Origin of the sequence: Bradyrhizobium sp., assembly GCF_030693485.1 — a bacterium.
GTDB lineage: Bacteria > Pseudomonadota > Alphaproteobacteria > Rhizobiales > Xanthobacteraceae > Bradyrhizobium.
On the sequence record NZ_JAUYAN010000028.1, the window covers coordinates 21,648 to 33,052 of the forward strand.

Sequence of the window (11,405 nt, forward strand, 5' to 3'; positions counted from 1 at the left end):
CCATGGTGTCAACGATCCCTGCGGGCGTCAAATCGGCGGAAAACGCCACTCAATCGGAAGCCCCCATGACACCTGCCCCCCCGAAGCCGGATGGCCCGCCTGTTACGGTAGAGGCGCTCTGCGTCCGCCTGCCGGCGAAGGCCGACAATCCGGCTGCGCTTGCACCCGTCGTTGAGCGGCGCTCGCTGACGCGGGGCGCGAACGAACTGCTGGTCGAGATCAAGGCGGCCGCGGTCAATCCCTCCGACGTGAAGGCCGCCACCGGCCTGATGCCTTACGCGGTGTTCCCGCGCACGCCCGGCCGCGACTATGCGGGGTTTGTGATCGACGGACCGGCCGATTGGATCGGGCGCGAGGTGTTCGGCTCCTCGGGCGACCTCGGGATCCGTCGCGACGGCAGCCACGCCACGCATCTGGTGGTCGAAACCGAAGCCGTGGTGGAGAAGCCGAAGAACATCTCGTGGGAGGAAGCCGCCGGGATCGGCGTGCCCTTCGTTACTGCAATGGAGGGGCTCAGGCGTGCCGGCATGCCGAAAAGCCATGAGACGGTGCTGGTGATGGGCGTCAACGGCAAGGTCGGGCAGGCCGCTGCGCAGATCGCCAGCTGGCACGGCGCCCGCTTGATCGGCGTGGTGCGCAAGAGCGAACCCTATGCAGGTCACGTCAACGGCAAGGTTGAAATGATCGACGCCTCGGTGACGGACGTTGCCGCACGCGCTCGCGAACTCACGGACGGCAAGGGCGCCGACATCGTCTTCAACACCGTCGGCGATCCTTACTTCCAGGCGGCGCACCAGTCACTGGCCCTGCGGGGACGTCAGATCCTGATCGCTGCGATCGACCGCATCGTGCCATTCAACATTCTGGAATTCTATCGCGGCCAGCACACCTATGTCGGCATCGATACGCTGGGACTGTCCTCGATCGCGACCGGCGCGGTGCTGAGGGAGCTCGGCCCCGGCTTTGCCAGCGGGCATCTGAAGCCGTTTCCGATCCAGCCGACTGCGATCTTTTCCCTGGAACAGGCGAAAGCCGCCTTCCTCGCGGTCGCCGGTTCCTCACGCGATCGGGTGATCCTGCGGCCGGCGTGACAGGCGCGAGGCAGATTTCCTCAATATAATTGCGGAACAAATCCTCTCTTATTCCGCCTGAGGACGATGATTCTATTCCCCATTTTGCGCGGCGCGCGATGGCTTATTTCTTTATTTCGGCGCGCCGTGGACCGGCCCATGCGAGAAGCGTTATAGCAGGATCGAAATTGCATCTTATTTGAGTTGTGCCGGCAGTCGCGCCGAGAAGCTCCAGGGAAATCCAGTGGAAGGTGTTGTCAACATCGTCGTCGTGAGCGGCCTGCTGATCGGTCTCGTCTATGGCGCGGTCGTCCTGCTGAGCGGCTTCTGTTTGCTGTCCGGGCTACGCGGCTGGTGGGCCGATGGCGACAGTCGCCTGATCCGGACCTACGCGCTGGCGCTGGGGATTGCGATCGCAGCAGCGCAGTTGCTCGCCGCCGGCGACGTCATCGACCTCGGCAAGACAATTTATTTGCAGCCGTCGTTTTCCGCGCCGCTGATGTTTCTCGGCGGTCTGCTGTTCGGTTACGGCATGGTGCTGTCGAACGGCTGCGGTTCGCGCGCACTGGTGCTGCTGGGGCGCGGCAATCTGCGTTCGTTCGTCGTGGTGATCGTGCTCGGTATCGCCGCGCAGATGACGCTGAAGGGCCTGATCGCGCCGGGCCGCATTGCAGTTCTGCAGGCGACGCAGGGCGCGCCTGCCATGATCTCGTTGCCGGCGCTGCTGTCGACCTTCGGCCTCAGCGAGACTTTCGCCCGCATGCTCGCGGCGTCCGCGATCTCGGGCGCGCTGATCATCTTTGCGTTCGCGCATGCGCCGTTTGCGCGCGCGTGGGGCCAGATCGCGGCCGGCATCGCCGTCGGCCTGCTGGTCACCGCCGGCTGGTTCGCCACCGGCTATCTCGGCGCCGACGAGTTCAATCCCGCCGCGGTGACCTCGCTGACCTTCATCGCGCCGATCGCCGACGGCGTGCAATACGTCATGCTGTCGACCGGGCTGACGCTGAACTTCGGCATAGCCCTGGTGGCCGGCGTATTCGCAGGCAGCCTGCTGACGGCGCTGATCACGCGCCGCTTCCAGTGGGAAGGCTTTTCTTCACCCCGCCACATGTTGCGTTCGATCGGCGGCGCCGCGCTGATGGGTGCGGGCGGCGCGATGGCCTATGGCTGCTCGATCGGGCAGGGCCTTACCGGCCTCTCGACGCTGTCGCTGGCGTCGTTCGTTGCGGTGGCTGGAATCTTGCTCGGCACTGCCGCGGGATTGCGCGGCGTGCTGCGGGTTCAGCCGCTGGTGCCGGCGCAGGAATCACGCCCGCGCGCGTGAGGCCGATGGCCCGTCAATCCGCCGCCGATGTCACGATCCGGATCTCCGATTTGAGCGTGCGGTGCACCGGGCATTTGTCGGCGATTTCCATCAGTTTCGCGCGTTGCTCGGCGTCGAGCGCGCCCTCGATGGATATCACGCGCTCGATCTGGTCGAGCATCCCGACCCTGGTTTCGCACTCGGCGCAATCCTCCGCGTGAATCTTGCGGTGCTCGAGCGTCACCGTGACGCGGTCCAGCGGCAGCGACTTGCGGTCGGCATACATCCGCATGGTCATCGAAGTGCAGGCGCCGAGGCCGGCGAGCAGGTAGTCATAGGGTCCGGGTCCGCTGTCGTCGCCGCCGGCGGCGATGGGCTCGTCGGCCACCGACTGATGCGGCCCGACTGAAACGGTTTGCTGGAATTTGCCGTTGCGGGTCTCGCTCACAACGATCTTGCGCGGCGCGTTGTTCGAAGCGGGGGCTTGCTCGGGCGAAGCGAGATCAACGTAGCGTTCCGCCCAGGCGGCGATGACACCGGCGACATAGGCGGCATCGCGCTTGCCGGAGAGCAGGTGGTCGGAGCCTGCGAGCGATACAAAACTCTTGGGATGCTTGGCGGCGACGAAGATTTTCGTGGCATTGTCGATGCCGACGGTGTTGTCGGTCGGCGAATGCATGATCAGCAGCGCCTTGTGCAGTTTTGTTACCTGCGGCATCAGGCTGCGCTCGGCGATGTCGTCGAGGAACTCGCTGGTGATGTGAAACGGCCGGCCGGCGAGCTGGACTTCGACCTTGCCGTGCTGGCGGATGTCCCCGATGCGATCCCTGAAGAGATGCGTGACGTGTGCGGGATCGGACGGCGCGGCAATGGTGACGACGGCACTGGCATCCGGGATCCGCCCGGCGGCGGCGAGAATCGCGGCAGCCCCGAGGCTGTGGCCGATCAGGATCGCCGGCCCTCGGCGGGTCTCGCGAAGATGGTCGGCGGCGCGCACCAGATCGGCGACGTTGGAGGAGAAGGTCGAATTGGCGAAATCGCCTTCGCTGGAGCCTAGGCCCGTGAAGTCGAACCGCAGCACCGCGATGCCCTTCGCCGCCAGCGCGGTCGCGATGCGCTTGGCCGCCAGCACGTCCTTGCCGCAGGTGAAGCAATGGGCGAACAGCGCATAGGCCAGCGGCGTTCCCTCCGGCAAATCGAGCGCTGCCGCGAGCTGATGGCCTTCCGCGCTGGTAAACTGGAAACGTTCAGTCGGCACGGCGTTCTCCTTCTTTACCTCTTCCAACGGGAGCGGATCGATGAACTCTGGCGTTCACGTCAATCCCCCGAATACCGCTCTTCCTTCCAGGGGTCTCCGCGGTTGTGATAGCCGCGTACTTCCCAGTATCCCGGCGCATCCTCGGCGAGGAATTCGATGCTCTGCAGCCACTTCGCGCTCTTCCAGAAATACAGATGCGGCACCACGAGCCGCACCGGGCCGCCATGCTCCTGCTCCAGCGGCGCGCCGGACCAGCTATGCGCGAGCACGGCGTCCTCTGCGGCGAAATCTTCCAGCGCGAGGTTGGTGGTGTAGCCGTCGTGGGAATGCAGCACCACGAAACGTGCTTCCTCGCGCGGCCGGCAGGCGTCAAGCAGGTCGCGGGTCGAAAGTCCCTCCCATGAATTGTCGTAGCGCGACCACGTCGTCACGCAATGGATGTCGGAGGTGAATTTTGTCTGCAGCTGTGCGGTAAACTGCTTGAAATCCCAGAAGATCGGATTCTCGACCGCGCCATAGACGTCCAGCCGCCAGCGCTCCCTTGAAACATCAGGCGTCAGGCCGAGGTCGAGGGTGGGCCAATCCCGGGTCAGATGCTGTCCCGGCGGCAGGCGCTGCTCTTCGGGACGGGACGTCTTGCCGGTGAGGAAACGGCCCTCCTGTGCCCAGCGCTGCTTGCTGCGCGTCAGCTTGGAGTCCGGCGGCGGTTCGTCGGGTTCCGTCATGCTGGACCTTCGGTTCTGATGTGGTCAGAGCCTGATGTCTAGCATGGGAAGGTGCGGAGGCGAACGCCTCAGGCCGGTTTGCCGAACAGCACCGGCAGCTGCCGCGGCCCGCGCACCGTGCCCTCCGACCATTTGACCTGGCCGGCCCGGTCGAGCCTGAAGTCCGGAATGCGCTTCAGCCATTCCTCGATCGCGACCGTCATTTCCATGCGCGCGAGGTTGGATCCGACACAGCGGTGAATGCCGAGGCCGAAGGCGACGTGGCGATTCTCCTTGCGGTCGAGCACCACCTTGTCGGCATCGGGAAACACGGCCGGGTCGCGGTTGGCGGCGGGGAACGACAGCAGCACCATGTTGCCCGACTTGACCGGGCAGCCGCTGATCACGGTGTCCTTCATCACCTCACGCGCCATCGTCACCGGCGCATAGGCGCGCAGCAATTCCTCGATCGCCGTCGGCATCAGTTCCGGCTCGGCGATCAGGCGGTCGCGATCGGCAGGCGTTTTCGCCAGATGCCACAGCGAGGCGCCGATCGCGCTCCACGTGGTGTCGATGCCGGCGATCAGGAGCAGCCGCAACGAGCCCAGCACGTGTCCGTCGGACAGCGGCTGGCCAGCCTTGTCGCGGGCGTTCATCATCGTCGTGATCAGATCGTCGGTGGGGTTTTGCTTGCGCGCCTCGATATGGCCGTGGAAATAGCCGGTCATCTCGTGGACCGCGCGCATCATGGTGGCATCGTCCCTGATGCCGAGTTCGAGAATTTCGTGGATCCACTTGATGAAGAGGTCGCTGTCCTTTTCGGGGATGCCGAGCATGTGGGCGATGGCGCGCACCGGAATGTGCTTGGTATAGCGCGCCGCGGCGTCGCATTTTCCGTCCGCGATGAACTCGTCGATCAGTTCGTTGCAGATGGCACGGACCCGGGGCTCAAGTTTCTTCATGGCGTCGGGGGTGAACGGCGGCAGCAGCAACTGCTTGGCCGGCTTGTGCTCCGGCGGATCGGAGGTGATCGGCGGCGCGGTGTTGACGATCTCGGGCCGGACGTCGCGCACGATGACCCGGCGCGAGGAGAAATGCTCGGTGTCGTAGGCGATTTCCTTCACCGCCTGATAGGTGGTCGGCATGTAGCAGCCTAGAAAGCGGTCGGTATGAATCACCGGCGATGCCGTCCGTACGGTATCCCAGATCGGAAACGGATCTTCGGTCCATTGCGGATCGGTATGGTCGAAATCGTGCACCCAGTCGGTGACCGGCGGGTGATCGGCCAACGCGGGGGCGGAATCGGGAATGGCGCGGGCGGGATCGGACATCAGAAAAATCCTCCGGTTCGTTCGCATGATCCTGGATGGCGCTCAAAATCGGTCAGCACTTCAAATCGGCGTACCGGCGTGGATCATTCTTCGGTAACGTCGATCGCGACTTCCGGGCAGTTCGACCTGGCGAGCCAGGCCTTGTCCTCAAGTCCCGCGGGGACCGCGCCGTCGCCGACCTCGTGGGCATTGCCATACTCGTCGAGATCGAACAGTTCGGGCGCCAGCGCCTTGCAGCGGGCGTGGCCCTGACACTTGTCCTGGTCGACATGCACCTTGAGTTTTCCGGACATCGGTCGCTTCCTCTGGGTCACCAGCAGCCTGGCTGCGTGGATGGCGTTTCCTGGTGTTATTCTAACGGCACGGGACTTGTTGGCAGCGCCTTGAAATTATAGCCTATTACATTCGCGCCGCCCTTGTAGTGTCAAGCGAAAAGTCCGGGATTGCCGATGCCGCCTCGATTAGACCGCAAGCCTGTCAACACCTACCACCACGGCGATCTCAGGGATGCGCTGGTGCAGGCCGCGCTTGCCGAAGCGGAGCAGGGTGGTCCGGAAGCCATCAGCCTGAAGGCATTGGCGAAGCAGCTCGGCGTCTCGCAGCCGGCGCCTTACCGGCATTTTGCCGATCGCGAGGCGTTGCTGGAGGCGGTTACCGCCGAAGCCTTTCGGCAATTCAACGCCGTGCTGCGGGAAGCGGTCGGCAGGCCATCGAAGCAGTCGAAGCTGTCGCGGATCGCGCGGGCCACGCTGGATTTTGGCCTTCGGCGCAATGGAATTTACCGGTTGATGTTCGCCTCGCGCACGATGGCCGCCGTGGCGAAAGGCAGCGAACTGAGCAATGCGAAGATGGAAGCCTTCGGTCTCGTGCTGCAGGCACTGGGGGATCCCGCTCCGGGATTTCTGCGCGAACGGCATGCCCTGACCATCTGGACGGGAGTCCATGGCGTGGTGATGCTGGCCGAGCAGGGGCTGCTCACCGGCGAAGCTGCGCAGATCAGCATCGAGGAACTGGTCGAGGACCTGGTCAAGCAGACGGAGCTGGCGCTATCGGTCGCGATCAAGGCGGCCGGCGGCGGCGTACGCGCGACCGGCTAGCGTCGAAACTGCGTTCTACTTCGGCGCCCTCGGATCGATCGGCGTGGCGCCGCTGATGCCCAAAATGTCCTCCAGCACCTTTGCGCCGGCGAGCAGCTTTGCCTCGCCGCGCGGGGCTGCCACCATCTGCAGTCCGACCGGCAGGCCGGAGGCCGTAAAACCGCACGGCAGCGACAGCGCCGGGCAGCACACCAGCGTGATCGCATAGACGATGCCGAGCCATTCGACATAATTGTCGAATTTCACGCCCGCGCATTCCGCGACGTAGCGGTTCTCGACCGGAAACGGCGCGACGATGGTCGCGGGCGTCAGCAGGAGATCGTAGGTGTCGAAAAATTCCAGCGTGCGCATGGTCATCGCCACGCGCTGCGCTTCGGCGCGCTCCAGCTGCTCGACCGTCAGCTTGAGACCTTCCTCGATGTTCCAGATCACCTCGGGCTTGAGCTGGTCGCGCTTTTCGCGCAACAGCGCCGCCTTGCTCAGCGCGAAGTCGAAGGCGCGCAGCACGTGGAAGCATTCATGGGCCTCGCGCAGGTCCGGATGCGCTTCCTCGACGATGGCGCCGGCCTCGGCGAAACGCTGCGCCGCCTTGCGGGTGATGGCGGCGACCTCGGGATCGACCGGGGTGATGCCGAGGTCGGACGAATAGGCGATGCGCTGCGGCTTGTTGCCGGAGCGCGCGGCGGACAGGAACGAATTCGGCAGCACCGGCAGCGACAGCGGATCGGCCGGATGCTCGCCGCTCATGGCATCGAGCAGCAGCGCGAGATCCTCGACATTGCGGGCCATTGGGCCCTGCACCCCGAGATTGCGGTCGACCGCGGCGGCCAGCGTATGCGCGACCCGGCCGATGCTCGGCCTTAATCCGACGATGCCGCAGAAGCTCGCAGGGTTGCGCAGCGAGCCGCCCATGTCGGAGCCGTGGGCGAGCCAGGCCATGCCGGTCGCGAGCGCCACGGCGGCGCCGCCGGAGGAGCCTGCGGCGGAGCGCGAAGTATCCCAGGGATTGAGGGTGGCGCCGAACACCTCGTTAAACGTGTTGGCGCCGGCGCCGAATTCCGGGGTATTGGACTTGGCGTAGATCACCCCGCCATTGTTTTCGAGATGCTCGACCAGGATATCGGAGCGCGCGGGGACATTATTCCGGTAGATCGGCGAGCCCTGCGTGGTCAGCACGCCGGCGACATTGGTGAGATCCTTGATCGGCACCGGCATGCCCGCCAGCAGGCCGCGGCTGCCAACCGGCTTCTTCATCAGCTCTTTGGCATGAGTCCGGGCCCGATCGAAACACAGCGTCGGCAGCGCATTGACCTTGCCGTCGACCTCGGCGATCCGTTTTTCCAGCACGTCGAGCAGGTCGAGCGGGGTGACCTCACCCTTGTTGAGTTTGTCGACGACGGCGCAAGCCGTTGCCCTTACCAGCCCCTGATCAGCCACTCGCATATCTCCCGGTCATTCCGTCTAGGTCGCGGATTGCCTAGTGCTTTAAAACATTTTCCGGCAAAGTGGAAATACAGACCGGCTTTGGAGATTCCCAGCATGACGACGCCTTCCGACACGCCCGACTGGCGCAGCATGAGCCAGCAGGAGCGCGACCTCGGCCTCAACAACGGCGTTCATGTGCCCACCAGTTCCGACCTCGTCGCCGGATGGGACCGGCGGTCTCAGGAGAAGCGGGCGCAATATTCCGATCATCTCGACCTGCGCTATGGCCCGCGTGAGCGCAACCGGATCGATTTCTTCAAGGTCGGGGAGAAGGCGCCGACGCTTCTGTTTATCCACGGCGGCTATTGGCAAACCCGCGCCAAGGAAACCTTTGCGCTGTTTTCCGACGGCCCCATGGCGCACGGCATCAATGTCGCGCTGACCGGCTACACGCTGGCGCCGGACGCAACGCTCGATCAGATCGTCGGCGAAATCCACACCGGGATCGATTTCCTCGCCGCACAACTGCCCGTGCTCGGCGGCGACGGCCAGGGGATGGTGGTAGCCGGCTGGTCGGCCGGCGGCCATCTCACCTCGATGGCGCTGTCGAACCCCAACGTGCGGGCGGGGATGGCGATTTCGGGCATCTACGATCTCGAGCCGATTCGGCACAGCTACCTCAACGTCAAGCTCGGGCTCGACGAAGCGACGTCGCGCCGCAACTCACCGATGATGCAGGAAGGCGGGCCGCCTAAGCCGTTGTCGCTGGTAGCGGGCGACGCCGAGCTGCAACTATTGCGCAAGCAGACCGCGGATTTCGCCGGACACCGGGCGAAGTATGGATTGCCGGTGACGTACGAAGAAATCCCGGGCGCCAATCACTTCACCATCATGAGCGAGATGGCGTCGCCGGCGGGGCGGATCACGACGCTGATCAGGCAGTTGTTCGAGCGGACGGCGGAATGACCATCACTGGGCATGAGGCTTGTCGTCGCTGCTCGGGGGCGCACCCCGCTCCCTCATGGTGAGGAGCACGTCCGGCAGCGCTTTGCGCTGTCGGGCGCGCGTCTCGAACCATCTGGCACACTGCCTGCTGCCATCCTTCGAGACACCGCGCGAAGGGCGCGCGGCTCCTCAGGATGAGGTCGAGTATTTGGCTACGTAGCTAACCCCAGCCCGACGTATGCCCGCCATCGACGGTAAAGATCACCCCCGACGTATACCCTGAACGATCCGAGGCCAGGAACGCCATCAGGTCGCCGATCTCGCGGGCATGGGCGGGGCGGCCCAGCGGCATGCCCTTCTGCAATTCCCTGTAGCGGTTCTCGTCGCCAAGCTGGTTTTTCGCGCGCGTCTTCATCAGCGTGACGTGGCGGTCGGTACCGACAGGGCCGGGATTGATGCCGACCACACGGATATTGTCGGCAAGGCTCTTGCCGCCGAGCCCGCGGGTGAACGCCATCAGCGCCGCATTGCCGGCGCTGCCGCAGATGTAATTGGCGTCGAATTTTTCACCGGCAGCACCGATGTCGTTGACGATGACGCCATGGCCGCGCGCCTTCATCTGCGCGTAAATCGCGCGGGTGAGGTTGATGTAGCCGAACACCTTCAACTCCCAGGCATGGCGCCAGGTTGCTTCGTCGATCTTGTCGATCGAGCCGCCGGGAATATCGCCGGCATTGTTGACGAGGATGTCGATTTCGGCAGCGTCCTTTGCCAGCCCGGCGAGGTCCTGCGGATTGCGCAGGTCCACGACGTGTGCCGTAGCGTCGATTTGATGTGCCCCCCGCAGCCGCTCGGCCAGCGCCTTCAGCGCGTTGCCGCTGCGGGCGGCGAGCATGAGGTGGCAACCTTCCTCGGCAAAGGCTTCGGCGGCGGCCGCCCCGATGCCCTTTGATGCGCCCGTAATCAGGACGCGCTTGCCGCGCAAATGCAGATCCATGGGGCTTCTCTTTTGTCGGGAGGGCGTCGGAGGAGGTATCGGGTCGGTAGGGATAGTTAGGCCGCCACTCCCGAGGCGGTCAACATTGCACTGCAGCGTTGCGCCGCGGGCGAGTTTGGTTCATTGCAATCCGGTTCAATCCAACGGCGTTACCGGCGCTCCCGAACGTCTCCAAAGGCATCAAGGAAACCCCCGATGAGCAACGAAAAAAAGCAATACCGGATCGCGGTCATCCCCGGCGACGGTATCGGCAAGGAAGTGGTGCCGGAAGGACTGCGCGTGCTGGAGGTGGCTGCGAAAAAGCACGGGGTGTCCGTGCATTTCGACCATTTCGATTTTGCCTCCTGGGACTATTACGAAAAGCACGGCGAAATGATGCCGGAGGACTGGAAGGCGAAGATCGGCAAGCACGACGCGATCTATTTCGGCGCGGTGGGCTGGCCCGCGAAAATTCCCGATCACATCTCGTTGTGGGGATCGCTGATAAAATTCCGCCGGGAGTTCGACCAGTACGTCAATTTGCGCCCGGTGCGGCTGATGCCGGGGGTGCCGTCGCCGCTCGTCAATCGCAAGCCCGGCGATATCGATTTCTGGGTGGTGCGTGAAAACACCGAGGGCGAGTATTCGTCGGTCGGCGGCCGCATGTTCCCGGACACCGACCGCGAATTCGTCACCCAGCAGACCGTGATGACCCGGGTCGGGGTCGATCGAATTCTGAAGTTTGCGTTCGAGCTGGCGCAATCGCGGCCGAAGAAGCATCTGACCTCGGCGACCAAATCCAACGGCATCTCCATCACCATGCCGTATTGGGACGAACGCGTGGAGGCGATGGCGAAGAACTATCCCGGGGTGAAGTGGGACAAGTACCACATCGACATTCTCACCGCGAACTTTGTCCTGCATCCCGACTGGTTCGACGTCGTGGTCGGCTCCAACCTGTTCGGCGACATTCTCTCCGATCTCGGCCCGGCCTGCACCGGCACCATCGGCATCGCGCCGTCAGGCAACATCAACCCACCCGGCCTGTTCCCGTCGGTGTTCGAGCCGGTACACGGCTCGGCGCCCGATATCGCGGGGCAGGGCATCGCCAACCCGATCGGCATGATCTGGTCCGGCGCGATGATGCTGGAACATCTCGGCGAGAAGGCCGCCGCGGCATCGATCGTCGCCGCGATCGAGCGCACGCTCGGCGAACGCACGCTGCGCACGCGCGATCTCGGCGGCAATGCCGACACCACGGCGTGCGGCAAGGCGGTGGCTGACATGGTGGAGTAA

At 64.3% G+C, this 11,405-nt stretch carries 11 protein-coding genes; 5 read left to right on the plus strand and 6 right to left on the minus strand.

Annotated features, from left to right (window positions below; translation table 11 throughout):
• The first annotated feature begins 65 nt into the window (after positions 1-65).
• Both Q8N40_RS02260 and Q8N40_RS02265 read left to right on the plus strand, forming a co-directional pair.
• Positions 66-1,091, plus strand: coding sequence for a zinc-binding alcohol dehydrogenase family protein (locus Q8N40_RS02260; RefSeq protein ID WP_305710658.1), 1,026 nt, complete (start codon positions 66-68; stop codon positions 1,089-1,091).
• 223 nt (positions 1,092-1,314) lie between these two features.
• A complete protein-coding gene (locus Q8N40_RS02265) occupies positions 1,315-2,394 on the plus strand; it encodes a YeeE/YedE family protein (RefSeq protein ID WP_305322069.1) in 1,080 nt (359 codons plus the stop codon).
• A gap of 13 nt (positions 2,395-2,407) precedes the next feature.
• Here Q8N40_RS02265 and Q8N40_RS02270 read toward each other — a convergent pair whose 3' ends face one another.
• The 4 genes from Q8N40_RS02270 to Q8N40_RS02285 form a co-directional block, all read right to left on the minus strand.
• Positions 2,408-3,631 (minus strand): bifunctional alpha/beta hydrolase/OsmC family protein, encoded by a 1,224-nt coding sequence (locus tag Q8N40_RS02270; RefSeq protein ID WP_305710659.1) that lies wholly within the window; start codon positions 3,629-3,631, stop codon positions 2,408-2,410.
• Positions 3,632-3,690: 59 nt separating this feature from the next.
• On the minus strand, positions 3,691-4,356 hold the full coding sequence (locus Q8N40_RS02275; RefSeq protein ID WP_305710660.1) for a sulfite oxidase-like oxidoreductase: 666 nt from the start codon (positions 4,354-4,356) through the stop codon (positions 3,691-3,693).
• A gap of 68 nt (positions 4,357-4,424) precedes the next feature.
• Complete coding sequence (locus Q8N40_RS02280) at positions 4,425-5,666, minus strand: cytochrome P450 (protein ID WP_305322066.1); 1,242 nt, start codon at positions 5,664-5,666, stop codon at positions 4,425-4,427.
• 83 nt (positions 5,667-5,749) lie between these two features.
• A complete protein-coding gene (locus Q8N40_RS02285; protein ID WP_305710661.1) occupies positions 5,750-5,959 on the minus strand; it encodes a ferredoxin in 210 nt (69 codons plus the stop codon).
• 156 nt (positions 5,960-6,115) lie between these two features.
• On the opposite strand from Q8N40_RS02285, the gene Q8N40_RS02290 reads away from it, so the two are divergent.
• Positions 6,116-6,763: a TetR/AcrR family transcriptional regulator gene (locus Q8N40_RS02290; protein ID WP_305710662.1), complete on the plus strand. Its 648-nt coding sequence runs from the start codon at positions 6,116-6,118 to the stop codon at positions 6,761-6,763.
• A gap of 15 nt (positions 6,764-6,778) precedes the next feature.
• Here Q8N40_RS02290 and Q8N40_RS02295 read toward each other — a convergent pair whose 3' ends face one another.
• Positions 6,779-8,206 (minus strand): amidase, encoded by a 1,428-nt coding sequence (locus Q8N40_RS02295; protein WP_305710663.1) that lies wholly within the window; start codon positions 8,204-8,206, stop codon positions 6,779-6,781.
• Positions 8,207-8,302: 96 nt separating this feature from the next.
• On the opposite strand from Q8N40_RS02295, the gene Q8N40_RS02300 reads away from it, so the two are divergent.
• Positions 8,303-9,154, plus strand: coding sequence for an alpha/beta hydrolase (locus tag Q8N40_RS02300; RefSeq protein WP_305710664.1), 852 nt, complete (start codon positions 8,303-8,305; stop codon positions 9,152-9,154).
• 199 nt (positions 9,155-9,353) lie between these two features.
• Here the strand turns inward: Q8N40_RS02300 and Q8N40_RS02305 are convergent, their stop codons facing one another.
• Positions 9,354-10,130, minus strand: a complete 777-nt coding sequence (locus Q8N40_RS02305; RefSeq protein WP_305710665.1) for an SDR family oxidoreductase — start codon at positions 10,128-10,130, stop codon at positions 9,354-9,356.
• A 195-nt stretch (positions 10,131-10,325) separates the two neighbouring features.
• On the opposite strand from Q8N40_RS02305, the gene Q8N40_RS02310 reads away from it, so the two are divergent.
• A complete protein-coding gene (locus Q8N40_RS02310) occupies positions 10,326-11,405 on the plus strand; it encodes a tartrate dehydrogenase (protein WP_305322095.1) in 1,080 nt (359 codons plus the stop codon).

Coding starts and splice junctions, on each gene's coding strand:
- Q8N40_RS02290 (WP_305710662.1), top strand. CDS start 6,116: ATGCCGCCTCGATTAGACCGCAAGCCTGTCAACACCTACCACCACGGC.
- Q8N40_RS02260 (WP_305710658.1), top strand. CDS start 66: ATGACACCTGCCCCCCCGAAGCCGGATGGCCCGCCTGTTACGGTAGAG.
- Q8N40_RS02310 (WP_305322095.1), top strand. CDS start 10,326: ATGAGCAACGAAAAAAAGCAATACCGGATCGCGGTCATCCCCGGCGAC.
- Q8N40_RS02280 (WP_305322066.1), bottom strand. CDS start 5,666: ATGTCCGATCCCGCCCGCGCCATTCCCGATTCCGCCCCCGCGTTGGCC.
- Q8N40_RS02305 (WP_305710665.1), bottom strand. CDS start 10,130: ATGGATCTGCATTTGCGCGGCAAGCGCGTCCTGATTACGGGCGCATCA.
- Q8N40_RS02300 (WP_305710664.1), top strand. CDS start 8,303: ATGACGACGCCTTCCGACACGCCCGACTGGCGCAGCATGAGCCAGCAG.
- Q8N40_RS02275 (WP_305710660.1), bottom strand. CDS start 4,356: ATGACGGAACCCGACGAACCGCCGCCGGACTCCAAGCTGACGCGCAGC.
- Q8N40_RS02285 (WP_305710661.1), bottom strand. CDS start 5,959: ATGTCCGGAAAACTCAAGGTGCATGTCGACCAGGACAAGTGTCAGGGC.
- Q8N40_RS02295 (WP_305710663.1), bottom strand. CDS start 8,206: ATGCGAGTGGCTGATCAGGGGCTGGTAAGGGCAACGGCTTGCGCCGTC.